Source organism: Pseudomonadota bacterium (assembly GCA_016711215.1).
Classification (GTDB): domain Bacteria; phylum Myxococcota_A; class Polyangia.
The window spans coordinates 1,022,102-1,038,642 of sequence record JADJTL010000001.1 but is presented as its reverse complement, the minus strand read 5'-3'; the positions used below and the strand labels follow the sequence as shown (position 1 = coordinate 1,038,642).

Below are 16,541 nucleotides of genomic sequence, written 5' to 3'. Positions count from 1 at the left end.
TCCTGCTTCAGCTCTGCGGGGGTGCCTGGCGAGTGCCGCTGATCAGGTTCATCACCTGAGCGGTCACCTCATGGACGTCGTCGAGGATCGCCTGGGTCTTGCCGTTCAGGACCGAGAACGCGAGCAGCGAGACGATTCCGACCAGCAGCCCGAAGGCCGTGCAATTCATCGCCTCGGAGATACCGCGCGCGAGCAGCGATGCCTTCTGCGACGGGTCGACGGAGCCGACCGCGCCGAAGGAGTGGATCAGCCCGACGATCGTGCCGAGCAGACCGGCGAGGGTCGCGACGTTACCGATCATCGCCAGGTAGCCCGTTCGCCGCTCGAGCAGCGGCATCTCGTGCAGCGCGGCCTCGTCCATCGCCGCTTGGACCTCGGCGTCGGAGCGGTTGACGCGCGTCAGGCCCGCTTGCACGATGCGCGTCAAAGGGCGCGAGGTGCCGCTGCAGACCTTGATCGCCTGCGCGACATTGCCCTGGGCGATCAGCCGCTGCATCAAGCCGAGGAACTCGCGCTTGTCGATCGCCGAGCGCATCAAGTAGACGGCGCGATCGACCATCACACCGACGGCGGCGATGGAGAGCAGCAGGATCGGCCACATGCCCCAGCCGCCCTCCTTGAAGGCTTCGTTCACGGTCTGAATGAACCCCATCGGTAGTCCTCCTGGCGGCGTCGCGGCGCGGTCTTGCCGGCCCGGCGCGCCATCGCAAATGAGCGCCTAGCCCGCCAGACCCTCAGTGTTCATGGCGGAGCGGTGCAGAACTGCGAGATTGACGAGCCGCACGGTCCCGTCGGCGATGTCGTCGAGCAGGTGCTGGGTGCGGCCATTGAGCACGGAGAAGGCCAACAGCGCCATGATACCAACCGCCAGGCCGAAGGCGGTGCAGTGCATCGCCTCGCTGATGCCCCGGGCCAGGATCGAGGCCTTGTTCTGCTTGATGCACTCGACCAGCGGCCCGTCCGCCAGGGTCTGGCAGCTTGGCACGAGGTGGACGTAGGCGCGGGCGCGCTGCTGGTCGTGCGGATCGTCCTTGTTCTCGAGCGAAACGCCGGCGAAGGACGTGATCAGCCCGACAATCGTTCCGAGTAGGCCGAGCAGCGTGGCGATGTTGCCGATCATTGCCAGGTAGCCGGTCCGGGTCTCGATGCGGGGCAGCTCAGAGAGCGCCGCCTCGTCCACCGCCTCCTGAACGTCACGGTCGGAGCGGTGCAGCTCGCTCAGACCCGCCTTGACGATATTCGCCAGCGGCGCCTCGCTGCGGCGACAGGCCTCGACCGCGGCGCTGACGTCGCCGGCCAACAGGTGCCGGCGTACGGCTGCCGAAAAGACGCGCCGGTCGCGCCGCAAGCGGTAGAAGAGGAAGTGGACGCGCTCGACCGTGATCAGCAGGAACGCCATTCCCGCGGCCAGAATCGGCCACATGCCCCATCCACCCTCGCGGAAGAAGCTGGTGCTGCTGTGTAAGAGGAAGGAAAGGCCGAGCCAGACGGCGAAGAACGCCCCTGCGATGGCAGCCTTTACTCCGAGACCCACGGGCTTCGCTACGAGCTCCATCGGGCGGTCACTCCTGGGCGCTTCCCGGCACTGGGGTTGCGGGAAACCGAACTTCGCCGTTGACTTCGTCGCTGCAAATTTCGTCGCTGCAAATTCCGTCGATGTACGATGTATACACGTCGCCGCGCCTCGTCGCCGAGGTGCGCTGGTAACGGCAGGCACCAGCGGAGCATGCGAGGATTTCCGCAGTAATCCAGGGCGGACTATATCAACTCCGGCTGCGCCGTGGCAAAAAAGGATGCGCAACCGGCGAAGAGGCACTTCCTTTACAGCCCATCGCGCGCTGTGGTAGAGAGGCCGTCGTCAATTCACGCCGGTTTAGGTCTGGGAGCGAATGCGGGTCGCGGCTTGCGCCTCGCGGTTGGGTTCGCTGAGATGCGCCCGACGCCGGTTTCCGAGGTGACCTCGGCTTGGCCCGGTTGAAGTTAACCGGGTGAAGTTAAATCGGGCGCCAAATCGAGGGTTCGTTGAGGTTTCGTCGGGGCTTCGTCGAGAGTCATGGCGAGGCGAGCTTCGTCAGGGCATCAGGGCATCAGGGCATCAGGGCATCAGGGCATCAGGGCATCAGGGCGATCCTGAGCCTCGCGCGAGCCGGCAGGGCGAATTGGAGCCGCTCTTCCGACTGAGCGTCTGGGTCTTAGGGTTAGGGCTCGTTAGGTCTGGACTCGTTTAGGTCTGGGGTTGAATCAAGTCGGGGCCGCGACTCGTCGGGGCTCGCTTGCTGTTTTCCTCCCCTTCGCAATCAGGGGAGCCACCGGAGGCCGCTTAGCATGCAAGGACTCGCGCACCTGTTCAAAGAGGGCGATGTACTGATCTACATCAACGTCCTGATCTTCATCGCCGTGCTGGCGGTCGTGGTCGAGCGCTTCATCTTTCTGCTCTTCAAGGGGCAGATCAACGCCAAGGGGCTGTTGGATCAGCTCCACAAGCTGATCCAGGCCAATAACGTCGACCGCGCGATCCGCCTCTGCGGGTCGACGAATGCGCCGCTGCTGCGGGTCGCCCAGGCCGGGCTGGTCCAGGTCCACCGCGGCGAGGAGGCGATCGCCACCTCAGTCGAGGAGGCCCTCGTCGAGACGACACCCGACGTCAAGAAGCGCATCCCGGCGCTCTGGTCGCTGGCCAACATCGCCACCCTCGTCGGGCTGCTCGGCACCGTTATCGGGCTGATCAAGGCCTTCGCCGCCGTCAGCGCGGCGGACCCCGCCAAGCGGCAGGAGTTCCTCGCCCAGGGCATCTCGCAGGCCCTGCACCACACCGCCATGGGGTTGGGTATCGCCGTAACGGCCATTATCTTCCACCTGGTGCTGAGCGGAATGGCGAAGAAGGTCACCGGGGATCTCGAGCTCTTCTCGATGAAGCTCGAGAATCTGCTGGTGCTTCAGACGCGTGGGGGCGCCCTGAGCTCGGGGACTGGGGCCAAGAAGTGATCTCCGAGCGTGCAGCCCTCGCCAAGGTGCGTGCGCGGATGCGTCGCGAGCACGCCGCGGCCGAGGAGGCCGAGTTCGAGGGCGGCGAGCTCAACCTCGTCCCCTACCTCGACATCATCACCAACACGGTCATCTTTCTGCTGGCGACCACGGCGAGCGTGATCGCGATGGCGAACATCAACGTCAACGCGCCACGCTACGCTGACCCCGCCGTCGCGGCCGGCAGCGAGCAGCGCGACGGCGACGACACGCCCAAGCTCAATCTGACCGTCACCGTCTCCTACACCGGCTTCATCATCGCCGGCTCTGGCGCGGTGCTGACCGGCGATGACGGGAAGCTGCCGACGATCAAGTGCCTCGCCCCGCTGCAGCAGCGGCGCTGTCCGATTTACCTGGGAAGCCGCACCAACGCCGACGGTCAGGCGGAGCCCGTGTGGATCGATAAGCTCAACTACGTCGGCCTGGTGGCCAAGGTTCGGCAGATCAAGAAGACCTATCCCAAGGAACGGCAGGTCATCTTGATGGCCGACCGCAACATCCCCTATCAGGCGGTGGTGAAGGCGATGGACGTGCTGCGGGGAACGCCGACCAACGACTGTACCGGCGCGGACGGCTGCCTCTTCGACCAGGTAATTCTGAGCGCGGGGGTCGAGTGATGGTCTCCGTGCGCATCAAGGCGCATAAGCGCCTGCGACAGCTGCGACGCGGGCTGCCCGAGCCCGACTTCGTCTCGCACCTGAACATCACGCCGATGATGGATATGATGACGATTCTCATCGTCTTCTTCCTCAAGAGCTTCTCCGTCAGCGCCGAAAACGTCAGCCTCAGCGATGACCTGATGCTTCCGCGATCGTCAGCCTTGGTCAAGACGCACGAGGCCGTGAAGGTCACGATCACCCGCCGGGCGATCCTCGTCGAGGACGATCAGGTGGCAGCGGTCAAGAAGGGCGAGGTCGACGCCTCGATCAAGCGCGATGGACCGAGCAGCTTCTTGATCAATCCGCTCTTGGAGCAGCTGCAGAAGCACGCCACCCGCTTGAAGACGCACGAGCGCCGGGGGGGCGGCCGTTTTGAGGGCGAGGTCGTGATCGTCTCCGACCAGACCGTGCCCTACCGCTTGCTGAGCGAGGTGCTTTACACCGCCGGCCAAGCCGAGTTCGCCAAGTACCGGCTGATGGTCCTCAAGAGCTCCTAGACCACAGGGACGCTCCCAGACCCTGGGAAGAGCGCTCCCAGACCACGCGGAAGGCTCTCCCAGGGCGCGGACCCGCGGTCCGCGCCCCTACGCCAGGCAACACCCCACTCACCCTGATCCGGCCGGGCGCCGCCCGGGCGTCTCTAGCGGGCGCGCTGCACCACCGCGAGCGCGATCCGGTCGAGACTGGCGAGGTCTGCGCCGAGGAAGCGCGGGCTGATGCGACCGTCGCGCTCGACCGCCTGACGCAGCGCCGCGAGGAGCGCGCTGTCTTCCGCGCGACCGATGCGCTTGACCGCCTCCAGCATGTACTGCCGAAAGGTGACCGGGTCGCGCAGCGGCAACGCCTTGACCACCTCAGCCAGCGCTCCCCGGCCGTCGGGAAGCGCTCCGATCATGATCGCTGCCTTCTCGCGCTCCGCCGCTGTGGCGCCGGCGGCGCTGAGGCGAGCCGCATAGCAGGCAACCTCGTCGCGGCAGGCGGTCGCGAGCTTGATCCGCTCTCGCGCCGCGACGAAGAACTGGCGCACGGTCTGGTACCCAGGCTGACTGAGCTGCGGATCGGCGAGGATCGCCTCGATCACGGGCACGCCGCTGGCAGCCTCGGCGCCCACCAGACCACTGTAGGCGTCGGCTGCCTTGACGCGCAGGTCCCAGAGCCCCCCCTCGAGGTAGCCCTTCTCCGCCATCGTCAGCAGCGCAGGGAGCGCGCGCTTGTCGCCGATCAGCATCAACGCGGTGGTCGCTTGAACGCGCAGTCCCTGATCCGCCTGCGCGTCGGTGAGGAGCGCGATCAGCGGCTGGACCGCCCGTCGGTCACCGATCTTCCCCAGCGCCTCGATCACGCCGGCCGTGCCCGGGTCGCGGAGCGCATCGGTCACGGTGAGGCGCTCGATCAGCACCGGCACCGCCTCGCGCGCCCGCAGGCTGCCGAGCACGATCGCCGTCTTGTTGACGACGACGCCGGGGCGGAACTCGAGCGCCTTGCCCAGCGCGTTGAGCGCCTCATCCTTGCCCTGCAGCGCGTCGATGAGGGGCGCCACGGCCGGGGCACCGATCTGGACCAGGGCCACCTCCGCCTGGGGAAAGAGCGAGCCCTGGACTGTGCTGGAACGGAAGAGCGCGCGGATCAGCGCCGGCACGGCCGCCGAGTCGCCGAAGGAGCCCAAGACCATCGCCGCCAGCTTGTTGAGGTAGAAGTCCTGCGCTTCGGGCGGTGCCTCGAGCACCTTGATCAAGGCTGGCAGCGCAGCGCGGTCGCCCAGCTTCTCGAGCGCGCGGATGGCCTCCTGCTTGGCCAGGTTGGCGCGCGACTTGATCGGCAACGGTCGTTCGAGGACGCGCAGCAAGGCGGGGACGGCCTCACCTGCCTTGAGCTCGACCAGCGCCTGCGCGGCCAGGGTCGCGTTGTGGTAGGTCGCCTCGTCGAAGTCCAGCGCGCTGATCAGGGTCGGCACGGCGCGCCGATCCTTGAAGGTGATGATCGTGCGCAAGATGTCCGTATGCGGGTAATCCTTGAAGAGCTCACAGAGCGCCGGCACGGCCACCGGATCGCCGAGCGCGCGCAGCTGCCGCACAGCCTCCGCCGCGTGCTCCGGATCGCGCAGGCGCTTGATCCAGGTCTGTGGGTTCTTGGGATCGCGGCACGCTAGCAGCAGCGACGCCGCTGCAAGCATCAGCACCAGACGACTCGATTGCTGTCCGACGTGCATCATCGCTGCTCTCTCCTTGCTCGAAATTGCGTCATTGCGAAGCGGCGTCGCGGGGTCGGGGCTGCCCCAGCGCGCTACCCGCCCGTGCCGGTTTGAAGACCTCACGCCAGAGATCGCGGCGGGGCCGAAGCGCAGGGGACCGAAGCGCAGGGGACCGATCGGCCGCTGCGAGCGGCGGCGCGTCACCGCGCACCAACATCAGTTCCCCAGCCTGCAGCGCGAGCTCGAGACGAGCGCGATCGCCGCTGCCGCAGGTGACGGCCGCCACAGCGCAGCGTGCGACGGCCGCGCGGAGCGAGCGGAGGGCCTCCAGCGGCCAGTCGAGCTCCGCATAGGCGGCGACGAGCTCGAGCTGCAGCAAGGGCTCGGGGGCCATCCGTCGCTCGAGCGCCCGGAGGACGTCGCGTGCCTCTTGGCGCAAACCGGCGTGAATCAGCAGTTGCGCCAATTGCAGCGCGCGTCCGAGGTCCGCAGGCCAGCGCGCGAGGTCGCGCTTCAGCTCGACGAGCCGCCGCTGGACCAGCGGGCCCCCGGCGACGAGCGGACCGACCGAAGCCCCCCCGACGCGCCCATGCGCCAGGGCCAAGGCCAGACCCGCGCTGATCAGCAGCAGCGCATTCGAGCGCACCAGCCAGGGTCGCGCGCCGCTCACCGGAAGAGGCTCCCCTGCGCGCGCGCGCCATCCCCGTGCGCGCCGGGCAGACCGAGGTGTTCGTAGGCGCGCCGCAGCGCCATGCGCCCGCGTGGCGTGCGCTGAAGCAACCCGCATTGGATCAGAAAGGGCTCGACCTCGCTCTCCAGCGTGTCGCGATCTTCGTGGAGGCTGGCCGCCAGCGTCTCGATGCCAACGGGGCCGCCGTCGTATTGCTCGATCACGCTGCGCAACAGGACACGATCGAGGTTGTCCAGGCCCAGATGGTCGATCTGCAGCGCCTCGAGCGCCCGGCGGGCCAGCGGCAAGGTGACGCGACCGTCACCTTCGACCTCGGCGAAGTCGCGCACGCGCCGCAAGAGGCGGTTGGCGATCCGGGGCGTGCCGCGCGCGCGATGACCGATTTCCTGCGCGGCGTCCGCATCGACCGGCAGGGCCATGATCCCGGCCGAGCGCTCGACGATCTCGGTGATCTCACGACCATCGTAGTGCTCGAGGCGCTCGACGATGCCGAAGCGGTCGCGCAGCGGCGAGGTCAGCAGGCCGCTGCGCGTCGTGGCCCCGATCAAGGTGAAGGGCTTGATCGTCAGCCGCAGCGTCTGCGAGAAGGCGCCAGTCCCGCTCGGGACATCGATCGCGAAGTCCTCGAGCGCCGGGTAGAGGTACTCCTCGACCACGGGGCTGAGTCGGTGGATCTCGTCGATGAAGAGCACGGCGCGCGCGGAGAGCTGCGTCAGCAGGCCGGCGAGCACGCCGCGATGGTCGATCGCGGGTCCGCTCGTAACGTGGACCTCGACTCCGAGCTCCTGCCCAATGATGTGAGCCAGCGTGGTCTTGCCGAGCCCGGGCGGACCGCAGAAGAGGAGATGATCGAGGGCGGTGCCGCGCTGCCGCGCCGCGCGCACGAAGACCCGGAGGTTAGCCTTGAGGCGACCCTGTCCGATGAAGGATTCGAAGCTCTGGGGGCGCAGCACGGCCTCTACGGGCTCATCGCCAGCCAAGCGCGCAGGGGAGAGTTCTTCCCGCCGCTCACTCACCTTCCAAGCTCCCTTCCCTCAGCGCTCCGCAATGGCTCAGCGCTCCGCAATGGCTCAGCGCTCCGCAATGGCTCAGCGCTCCGCAATGGCTCAGCGCTCCGCAGGCGCTCACAGCTCTGCAATCAGGGACAGAGCATCGCGCAAGAGGCGCTCGGCGACAACCGCCGCGGCCCCCTCGGTCCGATCGGCGAGCACCGTCTCGACTGCGCGCTCGGCCTGGGCCCGGCGGTAGCCGAGCGCCACCAGCGCCTCGGTCACGTCGACGCGCGCGCTGGCGGTGCCCGTTGGCGACGCCGCCGTCTTAGCCGCGCCGAGCCGCGCACAGCGTTCCTTGAGCTCCAGCGACAGACGCTCGGCGGTCTTCTTGCCCACGCCAGGAAGGGTCTGCAGCCGTCGCACGTCGGCGCCCGCGATCGCCTGAAGCAGCTCGGCGACCGGCATGCCGGAGAGGATCGTCAGGGCCAGGCGCGGACCGACGCCGGAGACCGAGATCAAGAGCTCAAAGGTGCGCCGTTCGAGATCCTGGCAGAAGCCGAAGAGCTGCAGCGCATCCTCGCGCACGTGGGTGTGGCAGAAGATCCGCACCGGACTGCCCTCGCTCGGCACCTCGGCCATGCTCTGCGCCGACAGCCAAACCAGGTAGCCAACGCCGCCGACCTAGACGACGACGCGGTCGAGCGCCTTCTGCTGTACCACGCCAGCCAACGAGGCAATCATGCGCTTCCTCCGTCTCGCGCGCGACGCAGGCCACGCCCGCCGCGCGGGCGCGACCCCAAGACCGCCGCCACCGCCGGCGACGCGACGTGCGCGGCGGCGCGGCTCATCGCGTGACAGACCGCCACGGCGAGCGCGTCCGCCTCGTCGACGACCGGCGTCTGCTCCAGCGCGAGCAGAAGTTGGACCATACGCTGAATCTGCTGCTTGTCGGCACGGCCGTGCCCGGCGACGGCCTGCTTGACGGTGGCCGGCGCGTAGGCCTGCACGGGCAGGCCGGCGCGCCCCGCGACAGCCAAAGCGACCCCGCGCGCGTGGCCGAGCACCAGCGCGCTGCGTACGTTCTGATGGGTGAAGATATCCTCGACCGCGACGACCACGGGCCGCTGCCGCTCGATCACCTCGTTGAGGGCGCGATCGAGCAGCGCGAGGCGTTCGCTCAGCTCAAGCTGTGGCTGCAGGCGGATGGTGCCGCTGTCGCAGACGCTGAGGCGCCGCCCGACCTGCTCGATCACGGCGAAGCCGGTGATGCGAGTGCCAGGGTCGATGCCCAGAATGCGGGTCACGGCTCAGCGCCGGCCACGAGCGAGCGCCGACAGACCCGGGGAGCGCCCCGAGCAAGCGCGAGCGAGGGCGACAGGCAACCCGATCAACCGGCGAGCTGCTCGAGCAGGGCGTCATCGATGTCGAAATTAGACCAGACGTTCTGCACGTCGTCGTTGTCTTCCAGTGCCTCGTAGAGCCGGAGCATCACCTCCGCCTCTCGCCCCTGCAGCTTGATCGTCGTCTGGGGCACCATCGCCACCGAGCCCGACTCGACCGCGACCCCGGCGGCCCGCAGGCGCTCGGCGAGATCGTGCACACCGGCGTGGGCGCAGTGGACCTCGAAACGCCCGCCCTCCTCTCGCACATCGTCCGCGCCAGCCTCGAGCGCGCGCTCGAAGAGCTCCTCTTCGCCGATCTTATCCTTGGGCACGGCGATCACGCCAACCCGCGAGAACATCCAGGCAACACAGCCGCTCTCGCCCATATTTCCGTTATGCTTGGTGAAGATGTGGCGCACCTCGCCCACCGTGCGGTTGCGATTATCGGTCAGCGTTTCGACGAGCACCGCGGCCCCACCCGGTCCGTAACCCTCGTAGGTCACCTCGTCATAGTTGACGCCCTCGAGCTCGCCAGTGCCCCGCTTGATCGCCCGCTCGATGTTGTCGCTGGGCATGTTCGCAGCTCGCGCCGCGGTGATCGCCGAGCGCAGCCGCGCGTTATGACCCGGATCACCTCCACCGGTGCGGGCAGCGATCGTCACCTCGCGGATGATGCGGGTGAAGATCCGACCGCGCTTAGCGTCCGCCGCGCCCTTCTTATGCTTGATCGTGCTCCACTTATTGTGGCCGGACATGCCCGTCTCCCGCAGCGCGCGTCGCGCGGCAAATTCGTAGCATGCACCCCCAGCGGCCGGCAACCGGGCTGGTCGCCGCTTCGCTCAGCGGCCCGGCGTGGGGCCGGTCTCAGCGCTGCGGAGCCAGCTCGTCGCCAGGTCGCAGGCGAGCGGTGACCTGCGCTAAACGCTGCGCCCGGGGCCGGGCGTCTCGGCCGCCACGCCGACCCTGCCGCTGGCGCTCGAGGCCAGCACGCCATCGGGTCCAAACAAGAAGACGGGGTCGCCGCGATTGGGCAATCCGCGGCCACCGAGAGGCGAGCGCAGGCGGGCCAACGGAACGCTCTCGGCCGGAAAGGGGTCAGGCCCGCTGCCGGGTCGGTAGCGCGGACCGACCACCAGCACGTAGCCGTGGGGCGCGACCCGCAACGCGGGCAGCGCGCCGCCCTCCGACCCACCATCGAGATCGCGAAGGGCCCAGCCATCGAGGTCTACCGCGCGCTCGCTCCGATTGTAGAGCTCGACCCACTCCTGATCGGGATCCGCCCCGAGAGGATCGGCCAGCACCTCAGCGATGACGAGCGGCGCGATCGGCGCCAGGTCGATCCGGTGCAACCACGACGCCGCGGCCTGCCCCGCCCCGTCCCTGAGGTCGAGGCGAAGCTGCGCGCCAGCGGCCGGTGCCGCGGGCACCGCGAGGGCCAGCTCATGCGCGAGCACGCCCGCGCTCCGCTGCACTGAGCCGGTCCAGCTCGCGCTCAGCCGCGCGTCAGCCGCTTCGCTGCTGCGCGTCCGCACGACGACGCAGCCGTCGGCCTGCACGAGGCGAACCTCGCCGAGCGCCGGCGGCGTCGTATCGAGCAGGGCGCTGGTCGCCAGCTCGATCCCTTGCTCCTGCAGCAGCGTCGCGCCTTGAGCGTCGCTTAGACCCGGCGCTGCCCTCAGCGACCAGACAGTCAGCGCTGGCAACGCTTCGGTCACGGCGAGCCAATGGCAGTCCTGCACGCTGGCTGCCGCGCAGGGGCCCGTCTCCGCGAGGGGACGCAGCGCCACCCGACGTCCGTTCGCCGCAGCAAGCCAGAGACTACCGAGGTCGAGCGGCGCCACCGCATGCGAGAAGCGCACGACTAAACGCTTGAGGTTGGGAGCGACGTCGGTGCTCGCCGGCAGCGGGGCCAGCAGCTCGAGCACGGGCCGCGCGCGATCGACGTCGCCCGTGGCGAAGACGCGGCGCGAGGCCACCGGCAGGTCCGGCTCAAGTGCGAGGCGATGGCCCGCGCCGTCGATCCACCCCGAAGCGACGAGCAAGGTGTGCAGCCGGCCAGGAGCCAGGGGCAGCGCGGGCTGCACGCGCAAGCGCTCGCCGCCGGCAAGGAGTTCAACCCGAATCGGCGCCGTCGCCGCGGCTCGACCGGCGGTCAGCGGCGGGTGCGCGAAGTCGGCGAGCCAGGCGCCGTCGACGGGCGACGCCTGGCAGCGCCCGGCGAAGCAGGCCCCGCCGCCGCAGCCCAGGTCGACCGAGCAGCCTGCTCCCAGCGCATGCGGCACGATGGCGACCAGGTCGACCAGGGCGAGGGCAGCCTCAACCGCCTCGCTGAAATCGACGGTGATGGCCGCGGTCGGGCTCAGCGGCTCGTCGTCGCCGAGACTGACGGCGACGATCCTCGGCGCGCGAAAATCCCCCTGGGGCGCGACGGCAGCGCCGCAGGCGATGCAGAGCAGGTTGAACGCCGCCAAGAGCGCAGCGCAAGCCACGACCGGCCTTCGTGTCATGACGAACCTCCAGCAGAGGCTTGATCCCGAGAGCACCGCGCCGCAGCACTCGGCCAGCGGAGATCGCAAGGCGCGTGCCGGCGATCCGCGCGCTGTGATTTCCAGGCATTCGAGCGCAGCGCGGCGCCCGCGGCCGGATCTCGGACCGAGACCGCCGACAGACCGGCGGCCTTCGAGGCGCCCTCCCCGGCCCGCGATGAACGTGGTAAAGGGGCCCAGGCGTCCCGATGTCCAAGCCCTCGCAGCATGCCCCGCTGGTTCTAGCCTCGGCCTCGGCCCGCCGCCGACAGCTCCTGCTCGCCGCAGGGGTCGCGCACGATGTTGTCGTCAGCGAGGTCGACGAGACGCGCCTGCCGGGCGAGGATCCCGCCGCCTTCGCCTCGCGTCTCGCCCGCGCCAAGGCCGAGCAGGTGGCGCGCACCCGCGCGGCGGTGGGCGATGGGCGACCGGTGCTCGGCGCGGATACGATCGTCGTGATTGACGCGCAGGTAATCGGCAAGCCTGCCGACCGCGACGCTGCGCGCCAGACCCTGCGGACCCTCGCCGGTCGGACCCATGAGGTGCTCACCGCCTTCTGCGTGCTCTGGGGCCCGCGCAGCGCCCAAGAGCTCGTACGCACGAGGGTCAGCTTCAAGCCGCTCGGCGACGCCGAGCTCGAGCACTACCTCGACCACGCGGCGTGGCAGGACAAGGCCGGCGCCTACGCGGTGCAGGAGCACGCGGCGTACATGGTGCGCGGCATCGACGGATCCTACACGAACGTCGTCGGACTACCGATCTGCGAGACGATCGAGGCGCTGCAGCGCCTCGGCCTCCTCGACGCCGCCCTCAGGCCTCTGCCCGCGCCCACCCCCACGCGATGAGCGAGCCCTTGACCACCCTCGCGGAGCGCCTCAACGCCGTCCGCCGACAGATCGCGCTCGCCTGTGCGCGGGCAGGACGCGACCCGGCCGAGGTCACGCTCGTGGCGGTGAGCAAGACCGTACCCGCCGCGGCGGTGCGCGAGGCCTACGCCCTCGGTCTGCGCGATTTCGGCGAGAACTACGTGCAGGAGCTGCGCGAGAAGGCAGCGCAGCTCGCTGACCTCGCGGAGCTGCGCTGGCACTTCATCGGGCCCCTGCAGCGGAACAAGGCGCAACACGTGGTCGGTACCGCGGCGCTGATCCACACCGTTGCGTCGACCGCGCTGATCGACCGACTGGCCGCCCTCGCCGAGCGCGGCGGCAGCACGCAGCACCTGCTGCTGCAGCTCAACCTCAGCGGCGAAGCGAGTAAGTCGGGTGCCGGCGCGGAGGCGCTGCCCGCGCTGCTGGCGGCGATCGGAGCCCATCAGCAGCGGCTGCGCTGCGTCGGTCTGATGACCATGCCACCGCTCGCGGACGACCCCACGCGCAGCGCTCCGCACTTTGCTGCGCTGCGCCAGCTTCGCGACCGCTTCGCCCCGCAGCTCGCCCCGCCGCGGCGAGCTGCGGAGCTGTCGATGGGGATGAGCGCCGACTACGCCGTGGCGATCGCCGAGGGCGCGACCCTGCTGCGCATCGGCAGTGCCATTTTTGGCGAGCGCTAGCTGAGCGCGCACCGGCAGGCGACCGTCCCCACTCGACGCGTATCGCTCTCCTCATTACTTGCAGTCAGGGACTTGTAGTCAGGGGGACCGCATAGTAGAGAGTCGTTCAATGGGGGGATCGCGGATGTTCAAGGACAAGCGGGTCGGCGTGCTGATGGGCGGCCTGTCGGCCGAGCGCGAGATCTCCCTGATCAGCGGCGAGGCGGTCCTCGCCGCCTTGCGCGAGCGGGGCTACCAGGCCGAGGGACTTATCGCTGACGCGCAGGTCGATCGGGTCTTGCGCGCTGCGGCCGTCGACGTCGTCTTCCTGGCGCTCCACGGGCGTTGGGGCGAGGACGGCTGCGTCCAGGGGCTGCTCGAGCTGATGGGCCTCCCCTATACCGGCAGCGGCGTGCTCGCCAGCGCGCTGGCGATGCATAAGGTCAAGGCCAAGGAGATCTTCCGCCTGCACAATCTTCCGACGCCGCCCTACTACGTATTGCCAGCGGCGCAGATCAACGAGCTCGCCACGATCCACGGCTCCTTCGGCTTCCCGGTGGTGGTCAAACCCGCCGGCGAGGGCTCGAGCCTCGGCGTCTCGATTGCCGGCGACCCGAGCGAGCTGAAGGCGGCCTGTGAACGCGCCGCGCTGCTCGACGATTGCCTGCTGATCGAGCGTCACATCGGCGGGAAAGAGGTTTGCGTCGGCATCCTCAACGGACGCGCGCTGGGCGCGATCGGCATCGTCTCGCATAACCAGCTCTTCGACTTCGACGCGAAGTACACGGCGGGACAGGCGCACTTTCACGTCCCAGCCAAGCTCTCGGCCGAGCGTTACCGCGGTGTCCTGACCCAGGCCCAGCGGGCCCACCAGGCGCTCGGCTGTAGCGGGGCCACGCGCGTCGACATGATCGTCAGCGATCTCGGCAACGAGTACGTGCTCGAGGTCAACACGCTGCCGGGCCTGACGCCGCGCAGCCTGCTGCCGCGCCTCGGCGAGCACGCGGGTCTGAGCTACGGAGCGCTGGTCGAGGAGATCCTCGCCAGCGCCGCGTTGCGGGCCGGCGCGCGGCCCCGCACCCTCGCCCCCCCCGCGGCGGAGACCGCCTCCGCCGTCGAGGACCTGCGCCGCGCCGCCGCGGCCCGCGCCTGACCGCGCGCGACGGACCAGGCGGCGATCGGCCGGTGGCGCGCGCGGCTAAACCTCGAGCGCTTCCGCCGCGCAGCAAAAGTTGGCGCGCCTACGCCGCCTCCCTATCATGCAGGCTCGCATGCGCCTGATCTCCCGCGCTCGCACCGCAGCGGCGGACCTCGGCTGCCACCCAGGGCCGCTGCGTCGCACGCGGCTCGCCCTTTGGATCGGCGCCCTTCTGCTCTTGCCGCTCAGCGCCGCGGCCCTCTGGGGCCTCGGGCGCCTCGAGGATCTCGCCCGCCTGCGCTTCGACGCCACGCTCAGCCGCTCGCTCGGCGTCTCGGTCAGCACGCGCGCCATTCACCTCGCCCTCCCGCTCGGCCTGCGCGTCCATGATGTGCAGGTGGGTGAGCATCTGCGCATTCGCCGCATCGACATCGACGGCCGACTCGCCCGCCTTTGGCCCCCGCGCGTGGACCTCGGTGCCGTGCGGGTCGTCAAGCCACGCCTCTTGTTGAACCTTGGTGCGACCCGCCCCCGCGCTGCAGCGTTGCCACGGCCCGACGCGCCGCGCCCTGGGCCGAGTCGGCTGCGCGAGGGCACAGCGCTGCTGCAGCGAGGGTCCGCGATCCCCGCTCCCCTCGCCGACCGCCTCGCGCGCTTGCTGCCACGCTTCGCGCGGCTCTTGCGCCGCTGCCAGGCGCATCGCGTCTCGGTCCACGATGGAGCCGTCGCCCTGCGCCTCGGAAAACCAAGCCCCTGGCTCGAGGCCCGCCTGACGGGGATCTATCTGCAGCCGCGGGTCGGCGGCGCGCTGCGTTTGATCGTCGGTCCAGCCGCGCTGCGCCTCCCTGGCCACGCCGTGATCGAGCTGGCGAGCACCGCCCTGGAGCTCGATCCGCAGCGCGGCACGCTGCGCCGCGCCGCGCTCTTCGGCGGGCGGGTGCGACAGAGCGACCAGGCGACGCCCGGGGGCCGAAGGGACGATGAAGCGCTCCGCCTACAATCGGCGCGCCTCGTCGCGCTGCCGGCGGGCGCCTTCCGCGCCGAGCTGCGCGCGAGCGGAGCCTCTGAGGACGGCGGCAGCCTCCGCCTCGCCGCGGCGTTCCCCGCGGGGCTGTTGCATCCCGGAGGCTTCACGCTCACCCTCGATCACCTGGCCCTCGGAAGGCTGGCGCGGCTGCTGCATCCCGCTGGCGCTCACCTGCGCGGCGGGACGGCCGACGGCACGCTGCGCGCCTGGCGCGACGGCAGTCAATGGCGGCTCAACAGCTCGCTGACGCTCGTCGACCTCGTCGTCGACCACCCGCTGCTGGCGCGCAACGCGGTCGGCCCCTTCGACCTTGGGGTGGCCGGCGAGCTGACCTTCGAAGCCCCGACCGGCCGACTGGCCAGCCCGGGTCTTCGGCTGACGACCGCGGCGACCGTCGCGATCGAGCTCAGCGGAGAGCTGCGCCTCGGCGCCGGCGAGCGGCGCGTCACGCTCAGCGCCAACCTGCCCCCCAGCCCCTGCCAGCAGGTCCTGGCCGCGATTCCACCCGGTCTCGCCCCCAAGTTGGCCGGGATGGCGCTGAGCGGTCAGGTGGGGCTACGCGGCACGATCGACGCGCTCGCCGGCGACTTCGAGCACGGCCAGGTGACCTTGGCGCTCGCGCCGCTGGCATGTCGCGTCCTCGTCGACCCCCCGGGCGCCGACGTGCACCTGATCAAGCGCAGCTTCACCAACTGGATCACCCACGCCGACGGCGGGCAGCGCGAACGCTGGACCGTTGGCGCTGAGAACCCGAGCTTTCGCCCCTTGGCGCGGATCCCGCGCCATCTGCGCGCCGCCTTCGTGGTCGCCGAGGACACGCACTTCTTCGACCACCAAGGCTTCGATCCCGAGCAGCTCCGCCGCGCGCTCTTCTTCAACCTGGCGCAGGGACGCGCGCTGCGCGGCGCGAGCACGATCAGCCAGCAACTGGTGAAGAACGTCTTCCTCGACCAACAACGGACGATCGCGCGCAAGTTCCAGGAGGCCGTGCTGACCTGGCGCCTCGAGCAGGTCGTCGACAAGCGCCGGATCCTCGAGGCGTACCTCAATCGAATCGAGCTCGGTCCAGGCGTCTACGGCGTCGAGCGCGCGGCGCAGTACTACTTCGGACGCTCGGTGGCCCGCTTGACGCCGCTCGAGGCGGTACATCTGGCCGCGCTGGCGCCGAGCCCGCGGTCGCTCGCGGCGCGCTTCGCGCGCTCCGCCCCGGGCCGCGCCTGGATGCGCCGGCTGCACATGTTGCTCGCCCTGATGCAGCGCAGCGGCAGCCTATCGCCCGACGAGCGGCAACACTGGGCCGGGCGCCCCTTGACGCTGGCTCAACACCTGCGCGCCCAATAGGACCCGCGCGCATTGCGCCGCGGCAGGGCGAGGGGACTCAGAC

The 16,541-nt window shown here is 69.8% G+C and carries 16 protein-coding genes; 7 read left to right on the top strand and 9 right to left on the bottom strand.

Features of this window, described 5'->3' with window-relative positions; all coding sequences use genetic code 11:
• Positions 1 to 7: 7 nt before the first annotated feature.
• Together IPL40_04070 and IPL40_04065 are read right to left on the bottom strand one after the other, a co-directional pair.
• On the bottom strand, positions 8 to 652 hold the full coding sequence (locus tag IPL40_04070) for a MotA/TolQ/ExbB proton channel family protein (protein MBK8480342.1): 645 nt from the start codon (positions 650 to 652) through the stop codon (positions 8 to 10).
• A 66-nt stretch (positions 653 to 718) separates the two neighbouring features.
• Positions 719 to 1,555 carry a MotA/TolQ/ExbB proton channel family protein gene (locus IPL40_04065; GenBank protein ID MBK8480341.1) on the bottom strand — a complete coding sequence of 279 codons (837 nt, stop codon included), beginning with the start codon at positions 1,553 to 1,555 and terminating at the stop codon, positions 719 to 721.
• Positions 1,556 to 2,325: 770 nt separating this feature from the next.
• Between IPL40_04065 and IPL40_04060 the strand changes: the two genes are divergently transcribed.
• From IPL40_04060 to IPL40_04050, 3 genes are read left to right on the top strand one after another with little or no spacing between them, the layout of a single operon-like run.
• Positions 2,326 to 2,985 (top strand): MotA/TolQ/ExbB proton channel family protein, encoded by a 660-nt coding sequence (locus IPL40_04060; GenBank protein MBK8480340.1) that lies wholly within the window; start codon positions 2,326 to 2,328, stop codon positions 2,983 to 2,985.
• 38 nt (positions 2,986 to 3,023) lie between these two features.
• Positions 3,024 to 3,641 (top strand): biopolymer transporter ExbD, encoded by a 618-nt coding sequence (locus tag IPL40_04055; GenBank protein ID MBK8480339.1) that lies wholly within the window; start codon positions 3,024 to 3,026, stop codon positions 3,639 to 3,641.
• The gene (locus IPL40_04050) at positions 3,641 to 4,180 is read left to right on the top strand and encodes a biopolymer transporter ExbD (protein MBK8480338.1); all 540 of its coding nucleotides are present in this window, start codon (positions 3,641 to 3,643) and stop codon (positions 4,178 to 4,180) included. Before IPL40_04055 ends, IPL40_04050 begins: the two co-directional genes overlap by 1 nt.
• Positions 4,181 to 4,323: 143 nt before the next feature.
• Here IPL40_04050 and IPL40_04045 read toward each other — a convergent pair whose 3' ends face one another.
• The 7 genes from IPL40_04045 to IPL40_04015 form a co-directional block, all read right to left on the bottom strand.
• Entirely contained in the window at positions 4,324 to 5,895 is a 1,572-nt protein-coding gene (locus tag IPL40_04045) for a HEAT repeat domain-containing protein (protein ID MBK8480337.1), read from the bottom strand.
• A 28-nt stretch (positions 5,896 to 5,923) separates the two neighbouring features.
• Entirely contained in the window at positions 5,924 to 6,544 is a 621-nt protein-coding gene (locus IPL40_04040) for a hypothetical protein (GenBank protein ID MBK8480336.1), read from the bottom strand.
• Positions 6,541 to 7,581 (bottom strand): Holliday junction branch migration DNA helicase RuvB, encoded by a 1,041-nt coding sequence (gene ruvB, locus IPL40_04035; GenBank protein MBK8480335.1) that lies wholly within the window; start codon positions 7,579 to 7,581, stop codon positions 6,541 to 6,543. Before ruvB ends, IPL40_04040 begins: the two co-directional genes overlap by 4 nt.
• A gap of 108 nt (positions 7,582 to 7,689) precedes the next feature.
• Entirely contained in the window at positions 7,690 to 8,196 is a 507-nt protein-coding gene (gene ruvA, locus IPL40_04030; protein ID MBK8480334.1) for a Holliday junction branch migration protein RuvA, read from the bottom strand.
• Between the two features lie 98 nt (positions 8,197 to 8,294).
• Positions 8,295 to 8,861, bottom strand: coding sequence for a crossover junction endodeoxyribonuclease RuvC (gene ruvC, locus IPL40_04025; protein MBK8480333.1), 567 nt, complete (start codon positions 8,859 to 8,861; stop codon positions 8,295 to 8,297).
• A gap of 83 nt (positions 8,862 to 8,944) precedes the next feature.
• Positions 8,945 to 9,694, bottom strand: coding sequence for a YebC/PmpR family DNA-binding transcriptional regulator (locus IPL40_04020; GenBank protein ID MBK8480332.1), 750 nt, complete (start codon positions 9,692 to 9,694; stop codon positions 8,945 to 8,947).
• Between the two features lie 162 nt (positions 9,695 to 9,856).
• The gene (locus tag IPL40_04015) at positions 9,857 to 11,446 is read right to left on the bottom strand and encodes a lamin tail domain-containing protein (GenBank protein ID MBK8480331.1); all 1,590 of its coding nucleotides are present in this window, start codon (positions 11,444 to 11,446) and stop codon (positions 9,857 to 9,859) included.
• Between the two features lie 227 nt (positions 11,447 to 11,673).
• Between IPL40_04015 and maf the strand changes: the two genes are divergently transcribed.
• The 4 genes from maf to IPL40_03995 all read left to right on the top strand — a co-directional run bounded on the left by maf (position 11,674) and on the right by IPL40_03995 (position 16,498).
• A complete protein-coding gene (gene maf / locus IPL40_04010; GenBank protein MBK8480330.1) occupies positions 11,674 to 12,309 on the top strand; it encodes a septum formation protein Maf in 636 nt (211 codons plus the stop codon).
• Positions 12,306 to 13,013: a YggS family pyridoxal phosphate-dependent enzyme gene (locus tag IPL40_04005; GenBank protein ID MBK8480329.1), complete on the top strand. Its 708-nt coding sequence runs from the start codon at positions 12,306 to 12,308 to the stop codon at positions 13,011 to 13,013. The genes maf and IPL40_04005 overlap by 4 nt, the downstream gene beginning before the upstream one ends.
• A gap of 124 nt (positions 13,014 to 13,137) precedes the next feature.
• Positions 13,138 to 14,145: a D-alanine--D-alanine ligase gene (locus IPL40_04000; protein MBK8480328.1), complete on the top strand. Its 1,008-nt coding sequence runs from the start codon at positions 13,138 to 13,140 to the stop codon at positions 14,143 to 14,145.
• Positions 14,146 to 14,263: 118 nt separating this feature from the next.
• Positions 14,264 to 16,498, top strand: coding sequence for a transglycosylase domain-containing protein (locus tag IPL40_03995; GenBank protein MBK8480327.1), 2,235 nt, complete (start codon positions 14,264 to 14,266; stop codon positions 16,496 to 16,498).
• Positions 16,499 to 16,541 lie beyond the last annotated feature (43 nt).